We start from the raw sequence: 16,568 nt of genomic DNA on the forward strand, positions 1-16,568 counted from the left end.
ATTATAGCCTTTTTTGTATCTCTATAATTTTGTAACATTTCCCCTGATAGGCTAATATACTAAAATATCATGACTTATAACGGAGGTCGCAAGATGAGCATACTGCCTTCATTATTGTTCGCCCTGTCAGCAAATATGGATAATTTTACGGTAGGGATAGTATATGGAATAAAAAAGATAAAGATAGGCATATGGAGCAACATGATCATAGCGGTCATAACAGGCTTAGGAACCTTTCTATCCATGACCTTGGGCTTATTTATCAATAGGCTGATTTCACACAGCATCAGCAATATCCTCGGCTCCTCAATTCTGATAATCATGGGCTTATACTTGATGATGGATTTTTTTAAGGGAAATGGCAGGGATACCTTCCTTAAAAACCCAGAAAAAGCAGATGAGAATAATTCAGGGGATATAGATAAGAAAGAAGCGGTAATACTGGCTTTGGCCTTAGGCATGAATAACGTGGGCCTTGGCATAGGTGCCAGCATTACCGGATTGAACCTTCTATATACTACTTTAAGCACGACCTTGCTCAGCATAATCTCTATAATATTGGGCTTCCATATCGGCAAAAGCTATTTATCAGCTATTTTGGGAAAATATGCTCCATTGGTTTCAGCTATAGTAATGATCCTATTAGGAATCCATGAGATGTCTATTTAGCGCTTCAGCTTTATATCTTAGGTATATTTTCCCCAGCTTGAAAATGCCGTGCCCCTTATAAAAAGAAAATGGGCTCCCCAGGATGCAGAGCCTTTCATGAAAGAATTCTATTAAAGCAAAAGAGCGGAAAATCATTCCGCTCTTTCTTATATTATTTACTATTTTGCTTCAGCCATTTTCTTGTAGTTTTCGTATTTCTCCTTGGCAACCTCTTCAGCTTTTGCAAATAACTCTTCTGCAACTTCTGGGAATGTAGCAGTAAGAGAAGTATATCTTACCTGACCGTCCAAGAATTCTCTGAAGCTTGCTTTTGGCTCTTTGGAATCCAATGTAAATGGATTCTTGCCTTCTTCTCTAAGGGTTGGATTATATCTGTACAAATGCCAGTATCCTGCTTCAACAGCCTTCTGTGCATTAGCCTGTGTACGTCCCATACCTTCCTTGAGCCCATGGTTTATGCATGGAGCATAAGCGATGATGAGTGATGGTCCGTCATATTTCTCAGCTTCTATCAATGCCTTAAGCAGCTGGTTCTTATCTGCACCCATTGCAACCTGAGCTACGTATACATAGCCGTAAGTAGCTGCAATCATGCCTAGATCCTTCTTCTTAATCCTCTTGCCGGAAGCTGCGAATTTGGCAACTGCGCCTATTGGCGTAGACTTGGAAGATTGTCCTCCAGTATTTGAGTATACTTCAGTATCCAATACCAAAACATTTACATTCTCGCCGGAAGCCAATACATGGTCTAATCCGCCGTAACCGATGTCATAAGCCCAGCCGTCTCCTCCGAATATCCATACGGACTTCTTGACAAGATAATCCTTCTTGTCGGCTATTTCTGCAATAACTTCCTTAGCTCTGCTGCAGCTTATTCCTTCTGCATTGAGCAGCGGCATGATCATAGCAGCGGCCTTTTTGCTCTCTTCTGCATCATTCATGCCATCCAGCCAAGCCTTGAAGGCTGCCTTGTAGTTTTCAGGCATATCTAAAGTCATAGCTTCTTTCATCAGATCAGCTAATCTGTTCCTTATTTGTTTTGTTGCTACTGCCATACCATATCCGTATTCGGCATTGTCTTCAAACAATGAGTTAGCCCATGCCGGACCCTTGCCCTCTGCATTTGTGCAATATGGTGTGGATGGTGCGGAAGCTCCCCAAATTGAAGAACAACCTGTAGCATTAGCTACCAGCATCCTATCTCCAAACAATTGAGTGATAAGCTTCACATATGGAGTCTCGCCGCAGCCTGCACATGCTCCTGAGAATTCCAACAATGGCTGTGCAAACTGGCTTCCCTTAACAGTAGTCAAAGGCATCAGCTTATCCTTTGCAGGAACCTTAACAGCAAATTCCCAGTTAGGAATCTGAGCTTCCATCTGAGTTGCAAGGGGCTTCATAACAAGAGCCTTTTCCTTGGCAGGGCATATATCTGCGCAATTGCCGCAGCCTGTGCAATCCAACGGGCTTACCTGAATCTTATACTGCAGGCCTGCAAGTTCTTTGCCCATAGCATTCTTTGTCTTGAAGCTTTCGGGAGCGTTCTTCATTTCTTCTTCTGTCACGAGAACAGGTCTTATTGCTGCATGGGGGCATACATAAGAGCACTGGTTGCACTGTATGCACTTGTCTATCTGCCATTCAGGCACATGAACAGCAATCCCTCTCTTTTCGTAAGCAGATGTTCCCATCGGGAAGTGTCCGTCTTCTCTTCCTACGAAGGTGCTGACCGGTAATGAGTCTCCTTCTTGTCTGTTCATAGGTATGAGGACCTTTTTGATGAATTCGGGAGCTTCGGCTTCAGCGGCAGCTTCGTCTGCGGCATTCTTCCAGGATGCAGGAACTTCTACCTTGACAAGAGCATTTATTCCCTTATCAACTGCTTCATAGTTCATCTTGAGAACCTTTTCGCCTTTTTTGCCATAGCTATGGTCTATAGCCTCTTTCAGGTATTTAACAGCATCGTCCAAAGGAATAACATCAGCCAATTTGAAGAATGCAGACTGCATTATCATATTGATCCTGTTTCCTAAGCCTATCTCTTCGCCGATTGCTGTAGCATCTATGATATAGAATTTAATATCATTTTCGGCAATATATTTTTTCATGGAACCCGGTAGCTTCTCATCCAGCTCTTCCTTGCTCCATGAGCAGTTCAGTACAAAGGAGCCGCCCTTTTTCAAACCAGTCAGCAGATCGTACTGATATACATAAGCCTGGTTATGGCAGGCAACGAAATCAGCTTCATCTATCAAATATGTTGATTTTATAGGTTTCTTACCAAATCTTAAGTGAGAAATGGTAACACCGCCGGATTTTTTGGAGTCATAAGAGAAATAACCCTGTGCGTATAGATCGGTTTCGTCTCCAATTATCTTTATAGCGTTCTTATTTGCGCCTACTGTTCCATCAGAGCCTAATCCCCAGAACTTGCATCTTATCGTTCCGGATGGAGCTGTATTGACATTTTCCTTGGTTTCCAATGATGTATGTGTCACATCATCCACTATGCCTATAGTAAAGCCGTTCTTTGGCTTATCTGCCTTTAAGTTTTCATAAACTGCCAATATCTGGGCAGGAGTTGTATCCTTAGAACCTAATCCGTATCTTCCGCCTACTATTACAGGAGGATTTTCAGATTCAAAGAACAATGTCCTGACATCCTGATATAAAGGTTCTCCCAATGCACCGGGCTCTTTAGTCCTGTCGAGAACAGCAATTTTCTTAACGGACTTAGGAAGTACGTCAAAGAAGTATTTGGGTGAGAATGGTCTGTAAAGATGTACCTTTACAACGCCGACTTTTTCGCCCTTGCTCATGAGATAATCGATAGTTTCTTCTATTGCTTCAGTTACAGAACCCATAGCAATGATTATGTTTTCTGCTTCCGGATGTCCGTAATAAACAAAAGGCTTGTAATCTCTGCCTGTGATCTTGCTTATATCATCCATGTAGCCTGCAACTATATCCGGTATTCTCTCATAATATGTGTTTGATGCTTCTTTAGCCTGGAAGAATATATCCGGATTCTGAGCAGTGCCTCTGGTTACCGGATGCTCAGGATTTAACGCATTATTTCTGAAAGCATTTACTGCATCATAATCAACTAATTTCTTAAATTCGTCATATTCTATGACCTCTATTTTTTGTATTTCATGAGAGGTTCTAAATCCGTCAAAGAAATGTAAAAACGGTACTCTGCCCTTTATGGCTGCTAAGTGAGCAATACCGGACAAGTCCATAACCTCCTGAACTGAGCCTGAAGCCAATAGAGCAAAGCCTGTCTGTCTGGTAGCCATAACGTCCGAATGATCCCCAAATATGGATAGGGCATGCCCGGCTATTGCACGAGCTGTTACGTGAAATACTCCCGGAAGAAGTTCTCCAGCAATTTTATACATATTAGGTATCATTAAAAGGAGTCCCTGAGAAGCGGTAAATGTACTTGTCAACGCTCCTGCCGCTAAGGAACCATGTACGGCACCGGCTGCGCCTCCTTCTGATTGCAGTTCAACTACCTTTACTTCTTGACCAAAGATATTCTTCTGTCCATGAGCTGCCCATTCGTCTGCGTATTCCGCCATAGGCGACGATGGTGTGATCGGGAAGATGGCAGCCACATCAGTAAAGGCGTATGACACATACGCAGCAGCCGTATTACCATCCATGGTCTTCATTTTTCTTGCCATTGTGAAACCCCCTAACAATAATATTTAATTTTTCACATGTCCACATTTAAGTATATTAAATATTGACTTCAATGTCAATTTGAGATGTTAAAAAAAAGCGACAATAGCTTACATAAAATGGAAAAGTTTGCAAGCCCTCCTCGCAAATCCTTCACACACGGCATACTACACAACCGCTAAAGCAAAAATCGGAGTGAAAATCTATCAACTCCGATTTGCGGTATTTTTTATAAGCCTTTATAATACTCTGTTTTACACCATTTATTACTTTCCAAAGTATCTATCCAGCAAGCCCTTAAATGCTGCGCCGTGTCTTGCTTCATCCTTGCACATTTCGTGTACTGTATCATGTATTGCATCATAATTAAGCTGTTTTGCTCTGGTTGCAAGATCCTTCTTGCCTTTGCATGCGCCATACTCGGCTTCTACTCTCATCTGAAGGTTTTTCTTTGTATCGGCAACAACTACTTCGCCCAGCAGCTCCGCAAATTTAGCTGCATGCTCTGCTTCTTCAAAAGCAATCCTCTTGTATGCTTCTGCAACTTCAGGGAAGCCTTCTCTGTCTGCCTGACGGCTCATAGCTAAGTACATGCCCACTTCTGTGCATTCTCCCATGAAATTCGCCTTTAGCCCTTCTATGACTTCAGGATCTACATCCTTTGCAACACCTATTCTATGTTCATCAGCCCACTGAAGATTTTCAGCAGATTGCTCTACGAATTTTCCCTTTGGCGCCTTGCATTGAGGGCAAAAATCCGGAGCACTGTCTCCCTCATGGACATATCCGCAAATTGTACAAACAAACTTTTTCATTAAAACAAGCCTCCTATATATTATTAGTATTTATAACCAAAATTGACTACATGGCTATTATACTATAATGCTTATTATGATGCTACGATATTAAGCCTCAAAATGGCCTATATAAACAATATATCTTATTAATAGATAGTCATTCTCCGTTTCTTTCCTTATATCTTGCTTTTTGAATATATTCTCATATGATATCTAAATGTGCCGTATCTATAAAGCAAATAGAGAAGGCATAAAGTGAAGATTTATTCTCTTGATTTAGTTCGGTTAAACGAATACGATAGATAGTACATACATATACCCTGAAAGGATATGATGACATGGAATATATGACTGTTCGGTTTAGCCGGGTGTGGATGATTCGGAAGGATGCTCTCAAACCCGTTGATGGGCGGGGAAAGGAGAAAACCAATGGATAGAATATTACTTCTTGAAGATGATTTAAGCCTGATTGATGGGCTTTCCTGGTTACTAAAAAGGCAGGGTTTCGAATTAGATATTGCCCGAACCGTAAAAGAAGCCAATACCATTTGGACGGATGGCAAGTACGATTTATTGATTCTGGACGTATCCTTGCCGGACGGTTCCGGTTTTGAAGTATGTCAAGAAGTACGCCATGTATCAAAGGTTCCCATTATCTTCTTAACTGCATCCGATGAAGAAATGGATATCGTTACAGGGCTTGATATTGGCGCTGACGATTATATTACAAAGCCCTTTAAATTAGGGGTTCTCTTATCAAGAATTAATGCATTGCTTCGGAGGGCGAAGAATTTCGGAGATGCGGATACAGAAATCATATCTAACGGGATAAAAGTTTTATTGCTTCAAGGACAAGTCTATAAGGATGGACAGCTTTTGGATTTAACCACAGCCGAATACCGATTGCTTTGTCTGCTGATGCAAAACCCCAACATCATACTTTCCAAAGAAAAAATTCTGGATAAGCTATGGGATGGCGAGGGGAACTATGTGGACGATAATACATTGGCGGTATATATCCGCAGGTTGAGAATGAAGATAGAAAACAATCCTGGTGATCCGCAAATGCTGCTGACTGTTCGAGGCATGGGATACAAATGGAATGTAGTAAGTTGAGGTGGCCCGATGAAGATTTTTACCAATAGGGATATTAAGAATTTTTTTGTTGCAGTATCTTGTATACTGGGCGGCTTTATCCTTTTGTTCCAGTTGATTACGTGGCTGCTTTACAGCACACTGAATCTTGTTCTGCTTATACTGTCCCTGCTCACTTCGTTATGCATCTTAGTGGCTTGCTTCCTTTATTTCCGAAAGCAAAGTCAGATCATGGAAGAAGCTGTATCTCAAATCAATTTATACCTTTCGGGAAACACAGATGTCCGTATTGATTGTGATAAGGAAGGCAGCCTGTATAAGCTTTTCCATGCAGTAAACACATTGGCTACGGCGCTCAATGCTCATGCAGTAAAGGAGCAGAAAGTAAAAGAGTTTTTGAAAGGTACTATTTCCGATATTTCTCATCAGCTAAAAACACCGCTTGCCGCCCTCACTATCTACAACGGACTTTTACAGGACGAAACAGAAGATATTGCCGCTGTAAAAGAATTTGCAGTTAAGTCAGAGAAAGAGATTGAACGGATTGAAATGCTCGTTCAAAACCTCTTGAAAATTACAAAGTTAGACGCAGGGGCTATTATTATAAAAAAGGCACCTGAAAACATAGCAGATATGATAAATGATATTTATCAGCATTTTGAATTTCGTGCCAATGAGGAAAAGAAAATCATCACCTTGTCAGGGCCAGATGATACCCTGCTTTTTTGTGACAGAGATTGGATAACAGAAGCCATTAGTAACATTGTAAAAAATGCACTCGACCATACGAATGCAGGAAATCAGATTACGGTTGAGTGGAAAAAGCTTCCGGCCGTCACGCAGATAACCATAAAGGACAACGGCAGCGGTATACACCCGGAAGATATTCACCATATTTTTAAGCGGTTTTACCGCAGCCGCTTTTCAAAAGATATGCAAGGGATCGGCCTTGGACTGCCGCTTGCAAAAACAATCGTAGAAGCACATGACGGTAACATCACAGTGGACAGTGCTTTGGGTAAGGGAAGCATATTCGTTCTAAGTTTTCTTAACCTTACTAAAATGTAAGCGGAAATTCATGTGAGAGTAAGGCGTGAATGTTATCCTGCCTTTATAGAAAGGTGTGATAAGATATGAATTTATTAGAGGTAAATGCTATTTGCAAAACCTACGGTACAGGTGAAGCTGCGGTTAACGCATTAAAGAATGTTAACTTTTCGATTCCCAAAGGGGAATTTGTGGCAGTTGTCGGGGAATCCGGTTCTGGAAAAAGCACGCTGCTTAATATGATTGGGGCGTTGGATACCCCTACTTCCGGCAAGGTGCTGATTGACGGCAACGATATATTCAGCATGAAAGATGAAAAGCTCACTATCTTTCGCCGCCGCAATATAGGCTTTATCTTTCAGGCATATAACCTTATTCCCGAACTCAATGTTGAGCAGAATATTACTTTTCCCGTACTGCTCGACTATAAAAAGCCGGATAAGGCGTATGTGGAGGAAATATTGACAGTCCTTTCCCTGCAGGACAGACGCGGACACCTGCCCCGGCAGTTATCCGGCGGGCAGCAACAGCGTGTGGCGATTGGTCGCGCTCTGATTACCCGCCCCATGTTGATACTTGCGGACGAGCCAACCGGCAATTTGGACAGCCAAAACTCGGGCGAGGTAATTTCGCTTCTGAAAACAGCGTCCAAACGCTACCAACAGACAATCATCATGATTACGCATAATCGTAGTATTGCTTCCACGGCTGACCGTGTACTGCAAGTATCGGACGGCGTATTAACCGATTTGGGGGGGTACGCTGAATGAATAGTTATCTTGGTCTTGTTTCAGAATATGCGAAAGCACACAAAAAGAAAAACCGGCTGACTGTGATATGTATTGTGATATCCGTCATGCTGGTAACGGCGATTTTCGGTATGGCCGATATGAGCGTAAAGGCACAAATCAATGAGTATATCCGTCAAAACGGAAACTTCCACGCTATCATTACAGACATATCAGACCGTATTGCTGAACAAATTGGCGATCGCGACGATGTAAAAGTATCAAGTTTCTTGGGGATGGCTGAAGATACAACTTTTCAGGGAAAAGAGTTGCTTGTTCAAAGCAGTGAACAGGATATGGCAGAGCAGATGAATCTCAATGTAATAGAGGGTGACTATCCTGTTTCCTCACAGGAGGCTCTTCTTGATAGACAGGGACTTGAGCAATTCGGTCTTTCCATTGGGGATACGATAGAGGTTGCTTTTAGTGACGGAAAAATACGACAGTATAAGATTACAGGAACATATGGCGATTTTTCTAGCCTGAAAGGGAACGATGCACACGGTCTTTTTCTATCGATGGCAGGTATGCGTGCGTTTCCATCCGATTTATATGAGGAATATTATTATATTCAATTCAAAAGTGGAGTAAATATAAACAAGGCGATTTCAGAAATAAAAGCGGAATATGGTTTAATAGACGAGCAGGTCTCTACAAATATCAGACTGCTTGGACTTATGGGTCAGAGCGACAATTCATCGATGCGGGACCTCTATTTGACAGCGGTTATTCTGTTTCTCCTTGTTGCGATGGCAGGTACATTCATGATTGCCAGCAGTTTCAATATGAGTATATTGGAAAGGACTCAATTCTTTGGACTGTTGCGTTGTCTTGGTGCAACGAAAAAGCAAATCAAACGGTATATCCGGCGGGAAGGCTTTCAATATTGCCTAAAAGGAATTCCAATCGGGTTACTGACCGGATGTGGGGTATTGTGGGCAGCGATTTTCTTCCTAAATACGTTAAGTTTACAGGATATTCCACCGATGCCAATGCTGCAAGTGAGCTGGCCCGGAATTGCTGCTGGTGCGGTGATTGGGTTTCTGGTGGTTATGATTGCCTCCAGCTCTCCCGCCAAAAATGCAGCGAGGGTATCTCCGCAGTCGGCTGTAACGGGCAATATCAACGAAACCAACAATTTGCAGATTAGCAAAGCATCAAATACAAGACTGTTTCATGTAGATACGGCAATGGGGGTTCGCCACGCTTTTTCCAATAAAAAGAGCATGGTATTGATCGCAGGCTCATTTGCAATTAGTATTATATCGTTTTTATGCTTTACAGTACTAATTACTTTTATGAATCATGCATTAAATCCTTTAAAGCCTTACGCACCTGACCTGTCTATTAAAGGGGTGCAGAATTCCATATTGATTGACCGCTCCCTTGTAGAAGAACTAAAAGCAATACCGTATATTCAAAAGGTGTATGGTCGTATGTTTTACTATGATATACCGGCAAATGATAAACAGGGATCTGCTATAGCTATGTTGATTTCTTATGATGAACCACAATTTGAATGGGCTGAAGAAATGTTGATTTCCGGAAATCTTGACAATGTAAAAAACGGCAACAGCGTATTGGTTGATCATACACAGTCGCAAAAATTCAACTGGAACGTAGGAGATATTCTTACTTTGAATATATCTGGAACACCTCATGATCTAAAAATTGCATGTATTATCTCTGATGTAGCGTTTGATGCGGGAAATAATGGGTGGAGTATCGTTGCCTCTGAAAAGACATTTAGCGCTCTGACAGGAATAGAGGATTATACAATTATTGATATGCAGGTTAATGAAGATGTTTCCAAGAACGTAAGAACCCTTATTACACCAGAGATGCAACTGCTTGACAAACAACAACGCAACAAAGAAGTACGCACAGGTTATTTCGCAATGGCGGTATTTGTCTACGGATTTTTGATGGTCATTGCTCTTGTTGCCCTGATTAACATTATCAACACGGTAAATGCAAGTGTTTCAAGCAGAATAGGCAATTATGGAATGATGCGTGCGGTAGGAATGTCAGGCAGGCAGCTTAAAAGAATGGTCACAGCCGAGGCCGCTGCTTACGCTATATCCGGCAGTCTGACAGGCGGTATTTTAGGTCTTCTCCTACACCGGTTCTTCTTTGAAATGTTGATTACATCGAATTGGGGAGAGCTTTGGCAGCCGCCGCTTGTGGTTTTGATTGTTACAATTTCAGCCGCAATCCTGACTACCTTTGTTGCTGTGATTTCACCAACAAGGAAAATTGAAAAAATGAGTATCATCAATGTTGTGAACGCAGAGTAGGAAAAACCTTCTGTCTGTAAATAATTAAATATGCTATAATTTTTCTTATATGGAAATCAGAATTTAAAACAATATAACAGTGAAGAATTTGCTTGGAAACGGAGTGAATCGTCGTGTACAAAAGTATTGCTTTTTTAGTAACCGTATTCATGGGATTTGTAGGCTTTTGGATTGGAGAATCCTTTAATTCTCCATATATGGGGCATTATTTCTCGGTTGCAGCGATGGGCTGTTTTATCTTATCTGCTATAGAAAAACAAGAAAAGCACTAAGTTTGCGGAGCAGGGCTGAACAACCCAGTGACGAAATGGGATATTAGCTGACACAGGGTCAAAGGTCTCCTGCTCATATCTATTTCTTCTTTAGCGACATAATTTTCTGTACAGGCTATTTGCAAACGCAATTCCTGCCTTTTTTCTTTGCACGATATAATGCTTTATCTGCAGATTTTAAAACAGCATCCGGAGTTTTGCAATTTTCGTTTTTTTGTGCTCCTCCTATACTTACTGTTATATGAATCAGCTTTGATGCATTTGAGCTTTTGGTTCTGCTTTTAGGCTTCTTTTTTGGTCTATCCTTACCACGTATTGCAAACCCTCTCTTTGCAATCTTCTCTCTCAATTCTTCTAGATGTGGCAATACATCATTTATGGCCTTGCCCGGAAAAAGAATTGTAAACTCTTCTCCACCGTATCTGAAAGATTTTCCTCCCCCACTGACATCCTTTATAATGGAAGCGACCAGCTTTAAAACCTGGTCTCCAGTATCATGCCCGTAAGCATCATTAAATTTTTTAAAAAAATCTATATCCAGCATAGCGATGGAGTAATTAACGCCCAGCTTCATCATATCTTGCTTAAGGGCTCTGCGCGATGGCAATCCTGTGAGTTCATCATAGAAAGCAATGGAATAAGAGTATTGGATTATCGAAATTATGAGAATGATTCCTGACGTTGTTAAAAATATTGGATGAAGTATTTTGTTGCCATAATCATAGAGCACAAAAAACAATGCAAATAGCACCCCTGCAAAGTAAATATCCTGTGAGGATTTATAAAAAATATGCCTGAGCACAAGTATTATAAAAGTTATGAAAAAAGCTGCAAGAGCCGGCTCAGATATTGAGGTTATAGAACTGAGTTTGGCTGGTAATATGCTTTTATTAAGCATGCCGAGGATATCTCTTCGCTCCGAATTGATCACCCAATAAGAAAACAATAATTGAGAAATAATAAAACCAATACGAATAAGCCCCCATAAAGTTAATACTCCTCTTTCTTTTAAGAAAGAGAATATCAGAATATTTATGGGAATCAATATACAAATTATTGAGTAAATATCTTTAGCCGCTGTTTTTCCGATATTTGCCTGAATATAATTAATGGCAATAAAGCACAGGGTAAGAATTATTAAGGTAAAAAATTCTCGATTACGGTTAAACTTCAAAGCGATAGCAGAACCTATAAGGAATGTAACATAAGGAGAAAGCTTTATAATATCTAATTGCTGCTCTGTCATCGTGTCAGTCTTTATAAAAAAAATATATGCTGAAATAATTAAAATAAAAGGCAATAAGGCAGAAAAAATTGTTTTAATTTTAAGCTTCAAAGTTGATGACTCCTTCCGGAATATTTTTATGTCCAAAAATATTATCGGTTATAATCAATCAAAGATTGAATTCTTAAAACCTATTTTCCTTTATTAATCGCTTAAAAATCCAAAAAACTACCCTTGGGCTTTACATAAGCCCAAGGGTAGTTAATATACTCAAATAGATATATTCAAACGCGTTTTAGCCGCATTTTGAGAAGCCGCAGTTCATGCAGATCATGCATCCGCCTTCATGCTGGATCTTGGAACCGCATTCGGGGCAGTGTTTGAGGTTGGACCAATCAATATTTCCCTCAATAGTGGCAGAGGTTTCGCTTGCGGCTATAGTACTGTGGCTGCATTGAACAGAGCATAAGGAGCAATTGCCTCCGCAGCCCAAGCTGCTTTCTTCTTCCACGGCTGAAGTCAATTCATCTATAGTCTCTATATCCTTTATTTCCACCTGCATGTTCAATACTTTCTCCAGAGTCCTGCCTATTGCATCCGGGCAGGATAAAACCTTGAGGCCTTTCTGGCGCAGAGTAGAGTGACATCTTATGCCTCTAAGCTGCTCTATTATTTCTTTGATGTCAACGCCTGCTCTTAAGGCGATAGATATAAGCCTGCTGGTAGCTTCTGATTGAGACGGGCATCCCCCGGCTCTTCCCAGATTTGCGAATACCTCGCAAATACCGCCTTCATCAGAGTTAACTGTAACATACAAATTACCGCAGCCTATCTTAATCTTTTCGGTTATCCCTATGGTCACATCCGGCCTTACTCTAGCCTTAAGGCTCTTTTGTTCATCGATAACATTTTCTGCTGATTTGCCGGCCTCTTTATTGACCGATCCGATATTCAGCACCTGAGAGTCCCGGCTTCCGTCTCTATATATTGTAACGCCCTTGCATCCCTGTTTATATGCAAGTATATAAGCCTTTCTTACCTCCTCTTTTGTGGCCTCGTTCCTGAAATTCACAGTTTTTGATACAGCATTATCTGTATATTGCTGGAACATAGCCTGCATCTTTATATGCCAAATCGGGTCGATATCATGAGCTGTTGCAAATACTCTTCTCACATCCTCCGGAATCTCTTCAATATGCCTTACTGAACCCAGCTTAGCAATCTTTCTCATCAAATCTACGCTATAGAAGCCTCTTTCCTTTGCAACCCTTTCAAACAGCGGGTTTACTTCGGGCAATTCATCATTATCCATAACATTTCTTATGAAGGATACCGCAAAGAGCGGCTCAATGCCGCTGGAAACTCCTGCGATTATTGATATCGTACCTGTAGGGGCAATAGTAGTTGTTGTGGCATTTCTCAGCTTCATATCCCTTTCAGCAAATATGCTCTTATCAAAGCTGGGGAATGTTCCGCGCACTTCTGCCAATTCCATTGAGGCTTGCTTGGATCTTTCATTTATAAAGCTCATCACTTTCTGGGCAGTCTTTATACCTTCCTCCGAATCGTAAGGGATCCCAAGCTCTATAAGCATGTCGGCAAATCCCATTACCCCTAATCCGATCTTCCTTGTAGTCTTGGTCATCTCATCAATTTTGACCAAAGGATATTTATTTACCTCTATGACATTGTCAAGGAAATGCACTGAAGTATCTACAATATCTCCAAGCTTTTCGTAGTTGATATAGCTTCCTTTTTTATTTCTGCCAATACATGCCACAAGGTTTATTGAGCCGAGGTTACATGATTCATATGGAAGCAACGGCTGTTCACCGCAATTGTGTACGTAAATTCCATTGGCATCAAAAGCATTTATGCCGGGTACTTGAACATCATATACATCGCATGATCCTAGTTCAGTGATCTCATTCACCGAAGCTACAAAACGCTCTCTGTTCAAGGCACGCTTATAATTGCCTAAAGCTTCCTTTAGCCGTTTTTGCTTTTTGCTATTGTTAAATCCGATGACTTCATGGAATATATATAAATTGTCACCTGATAATACTAATTCATGTCCGCTATTTATCCCGTATTCTTTGCTTCCGCCTTTTCCATCCGGCATAAGCTTTTGTTCAGATGCTTTCCTATCAGGGTATATCTGTGAAGCTATGCCAAGCCTTGCAAGCATTCTCTGCACAATAACCAAAGCATCTAAATCATTCTGCCACAGCCTTATTGATACGCCTTTATCCTGTGCACCCGTAACTGTACCATCAGCATCAAATAAGCCTTTTAACAATCCGCAATAAAAATCATATCCAGCCTTTTCAATCTCGCTGTTCAGCTTCTTTTCACCCTGCATAATGCCATATTCTGCAGCCAGGTCTCTTATTGCAGCCATTTTAATCCGATGCTTCTGCCTTCCCTCAACAACCGATTGAAAGCCCTTGAAATCTGAACGATGAGGCAATATGAAGGCCGCTTCTCCGGCTGCCTTTAACAAGGATTCTGCCTCTTCGCCATCTCCCCAGATGCTTATTATTACTCCGCCCTCTTTTTTCAATGTGCCATCCCCTAATAGGAGCCCTAAAATATAGCCCTCGCTATGACTGCCCTTTCCAACCCATTCTATCCCTCTATTGTTTGATAGAACTATCCTATCTCCCGGCTTTATCTCTCCTGCCGGCTTCCATACCTCTTCAATATTAAATCGGGTCATTTTATCGACAGTACGGATCAGATGGTCCTTTGTCACAGTAATTCCATAGCCTCTATCAGTAGATATCCTGATAACATCCTTATTTCCTGTTTTAAAGAAGCCTTTGCTATCGGAATCATAATAATTTCCGTTTAAAGCCAATTTGACTTTCTGTCCCAATATATCTTTAACCTGCTTGGGCCCATCATTTGTAATGACCCACGTATCGCCTGTAACGCATGGATTTGTGCTCTCTATTTCTCCCAGCTCAGGCACTACATTGTCCCTGTTCATTCTATCCAAGAAGATAATACCCGGCTCACCGTTATTCCAGGCCATATCTATTATAAGCTCAAATACTTCGTCGGCCTTGAGCTTGCCCTTAACTTCCTTGGTATTGGGCTCGATCAGTTCATATTCTTCGCCTTTTTCCACCGCTTCCATAAACTTCTCAGTTATACCGACGCTTATATTGAAGTTAGTGATCTCTTTATCATTCTTTTTGCATTGTATAAAATCAAGTATATCAGGGTGATCCACCCTCAATATACCCATATTGGCGCCTCTTCTCACTCCCCCTTGCTTGACGGCCTCAGTAGCAGAGTTGAAAACCTTCATAAAGCTTATGGGGCCCGAAGCTACTCCTCCTGTTGAATTGACAGCAGAGCCCATGCTTCTGAGACGGCTGAAGCTGAAGCCTGTGCCTCCGCCGCTTTTATGTATTATAGCGGCATACTTTATAGCATCAAATATGCCCTCCATAGAATCTTCCACCGGAAGAACAAAACAAGCAGAAAGCTGGCCCAATTCTCTTCCTGCGTTCATTAATGTAGGTGAATTAGGTAAAAACTCCAGATTAGATATGATATTATAAAACTTTTTTTCTAACTCATTAGTATCCTTATCCGGCTCAAAGATTTTGTCTGCACCGGCTATAAATGAAGAAACCCTTTTAAACAAATCTTCAGGGGTTTCTTTTAAATTTCCTTTCTCATCTTTCGCCAAATATCGTCTTTCCAATACCTTGATCCCATTATCCGATATCATCGAAATTCCAACCTCCTAACAATCTATAGTATAAATAATTGCACTAAGCACTATATATTGTATCATAAGCAAATTATCACTACAAAATGCCTTTAGTACTAATTATATTAATTTAGCTTAGTTTCTACTTATTTTGATAAGCATACTCTGTTTATCATCACTTAGCAAAATTTAGAAAAAAAATTAGCGCTGTGTTTAAGCGCCGGTAATAATCTTCAATAACTCTTCAGCAGTCTCAGGAATAAGCTTTCCTGCTTTATATTTCATATTGATTTTTGAGCCTTCCAAGCTTTCAATATCAACAGTTTTTACCATTTCTATCTTTTCTATAAATGCTCCTTTAACATTGAAATCCTTATCCATTATTATAAATGTAGGAACCTTAAGCTTCTCATTTTCTTTGTAATCATCCAGTTCGTTTTTTACACTGTCTCTTCCGACAAGGCGAAGATTTATTTTGTCATTCAGGCTTATCATCTTACCTAAAACCGAAAGGTTTATATGGCAATCCGGACACCAGGGCTCAACGACTCCAAGAATATTTATTTCATCCTCTAAAGAAATTATCTCGTCTTTAACCTCATCCTTTATTTCCATAGGTATGTAATACTTCATGAATTTTTGCCTGTTGTCTTCATCCACATTGAACATATAGCTTCTAAAGCTTAAACCGGAATCAAATAAATTTTTCATATTTATCACCCACATTTGCTCATATTCTAATGCTATTTTAACATAATGTCATTCCGAACACCATTGGAGAATCTTTTATCCGTGCCAATCCGTGTTCCCCGTATCCCTGTTTCTACAAAAAATAAAAAAGACCCGGCGACGACCTACTCTCCCGGGACCCTGCGGTCCAAGTACCATCGGCACTAGAGAGCTTAACTTCTGTGTTCGGCATGGGAACAGGTGTGGCCTCTCTGTTATTGTCACCGGATGTTTA

Annotated in this window: 11 protein-coding genes and 1 rRNA gene; 6 read left to right on the forward strand and 6 right to left on the reverse strand. The window is 40.8% G+C overall.

Annotated elements, in window-relative coordinates:
* Positions 1-93: 93 nt before the first annotated feature.
* Positions 94-669, forward strand: coding sequence for a manganese efflux pump (locus LJD61_RS15755; protein ID WP_255228500.1), 576 nt, complete (start codon positions 94-96; stop codon positions 667-669).
* A 158-nt stretch (positions 670-827) separates the two neighbouring features.
* Here the strand turns inward: LJD61_RS15755 and nifJ are convergent, their stop codons facing one another.
* Both nifJ and LJD61_RS15765 read right to left on the reverse strand, forming a co-directional pair.
* Positions 828-4,358 carry a pyruvate:ferredoxin (flavodoxin) oxidoreductase gene (gene nifJ / locus LJD61_RS15760; RefSeq protein ID WP_255228501.1) on the reverse strand — a complete coding sequence of 1,177 codons (3,531 nt, stop codon included), beginning with the start codon at positions 4,356-4,358 and terminating at the stop codon, positions 828-830.
* Between the two features lie 264 nt (positions 4,359-4,622).
* The gene (locus LJD61_RS15765; RefSeq protein ID WP_255228502.1) at positions 4,623-5,171 is read right to left on the reverse strand and encodes an NADH peroxidase; all 549 of its coding nucleotides are present in this window, start codon (positions 5,169-5,171) and stop codon (positions 4,623-4,625) included.
* Between the two features lie 411 nt (positions 5,172-5,582).
* Here LJD61_RS15765 and LJD61_RS15770 point away from each other — a divergent pair, with 411 nt between their 5' ends.
* From LJD61_RS15770 to LJD61_RS15790, 5 genes are all read left to right on the forward strand, one after another.
* Entirely contained in the window at positions 5,583-6,269 is a 687-nt protein-coding gene (locus LJD61_RS15770) for a response regulator transcription factor (RefSeq protein WP_255228503.1), read from the forward strand.
* A 9-nt stretch (positions 6,270-6,278) separates the two neighbouring features.
* Positions 6,279-7,316: a sensor histidine kinase gene (locus LJD61_RS15775; RefSeq protein WP_255228504.1), complete on the forward strand. Its 1,038-nt coding sequence runs from the start codon at positions 6,279-6,281 to the stop codon at positions 7,314-7,316.
* Between the two features lie 65 nt (positions 7,317-7,381).
* Entirely contained in the window at positions 7,382-8,065 is a 684-nt protein-coding gene (locus LJD61_RS15780; protein WP_255228505.1) for an ABC transporter ATP-binding protein, read from the forward strand.
* Positions 8,062-10,380, forward strand: coding sequence for an FtsX-like permease family protein (locus LJD61_RS15785; protein ID WP_255228506.1), 2,319 nt, complete (start codon positions 8,062-8,064; stop codon positions 10,378-10,380). The genes LJD61_RS15780 and LJD61_RS15785 overlap by 4 nt, the downstream gene beginning before the upstream one ends.
* Positions 10,381-10,493: 113 nt before the next feature.
* A complete protein-coding gene (locus LJD61_RS15790; RefSeq protein WP_255228507.1) occupies positions 10,494-10,652 on the forward strand; it encodes a hypothetical protein in 159 nt (52 codons plus the stop codon).
* Between the two features lie 115 nt (positions 10,653-10,767).
* On the opposite strand, the gene LJD61_RS15795 is transcribed toward LJD61_RS15790, so the two are convergent.
* The 4 genes from LJD61_RS15795 to rrf all read right to left on the reverse strand — a co-directional run bounded on the left by LJD61_RS15795 (position 10,768) and on the right by rrf (position 16,562).
* Complete coding sequence (locus tag LJD61_RS15795; RefSeq protein WP_255228508.1) at positions 10,768-11,988, reverse strand: GGDEF domain-containing protein; 1,221 nt, start codon at positions 11,986-11,988, stop codon at positions 10,768-10,770.
* A gap of 184 nt (positions 11,989-12,172) precedes the next feature.
* Positions 12,173-15,622 (reverse strand): TSCPD domain-containing protein, encoded by a 3,450-nt coding sequence (locus tag LJD61_RS15800; RefSeq protein ID WP_255228509.1) that lies wholly within the window; start codon positions 15,620-15,622, stop codon positions 12,173-12,175.
* Positions 15,623-15,817: 195 nt separating this feature from the next.
* Entirely contained in the window at positions 15,818-16,315 is a 498-nt protein-coding gene (locus LJD61_RS15805; RefSeq protein WP_255228510.1) for a thioredoxin family protein, read from the reverse strand.
* A 130-nt stretch (positions 16,316-16,445) separates the two neighbouring features.
* A 5S ribosomal RNA gene (gene rrf / locus LJD61_RS15810) occupies positions 16,446-16,562 on the reverse strand.
* Positions 16,563-16,568 lie beyond the last annotated feature (6 nt).

Source organism: Lutispora saccharofermentans (assembly GCF_024363565.1).
Lineage (GTDB): Bacteria > Bacillota > Clostridia > Lutisporales > Lutisporaceae > Lutispora > Lutispora saccharofermentans.

Bases quoted from the DNA above. Each gene is read 5' to 3' on its own strand.
- LJD61_RS15755 (WP_255228500.1), top strand. From the start codon at position 94: ATGAGCATACTGCCTTCATTATTGTTCGCCCTGTCAGCAAATATGGAT.
- nifJ (WP_255228501.1), bottom strand. From the start codon at position 4,358: ATGGCAAGAAAAATGAAGACCATGGATGGTAATACGGCTGCTGCGTAT.
- LJD61_RS15765 (WP_255228502.1), bottom strand. From the start codon at position 5,171: ATGAAAAAGTTTGTTTGTACAATTTGCGGATATGTCCATGAGGGAGAC.
- LJD61_RS15770 (WP_255228503.1), top strand. From the start codon at position 5,583: ATGGATAGAATATTACTTCTTGAAGATGATTTAAGCCTGATTGATGGG.
- LJD61_RS15775 (WP_255228504.1), top strand. From the start codon at position 6,279: ATGAAGATTTTTACCAATAGGGATATTAAGAATTTTTTTGTTGCAGTA.
- LJD61_RS15780 (WP_255228505.1), top strand. From the start codon at position 7,382: ATGAATTTATTAGAGGTAAATGCTATTTGCAAAACCTACGGTACAGGT.
- LJD61_RS15785 (WP_255228506.1), top strand. From the start codon at position 8,062: ATGAATAGTTATCTTGGTCTTGTTTCAGAATATGCGAAAGCACACAAA.
- LJD61_RS15800 (WP_255228509.1), bottom strand. From the start codon at position 15,622: ATGATATCGGATAATGGGATCAAGGTATTGGAAAGACGATATTTGGCG.
- LJD61_RS15805 (WP_255228510.1), bottom strand. From the start codon at position 16,315: ATGAAAAATTTATTTGATTCCGGTTTAAGCTTTAGAAGCTATATGTTC.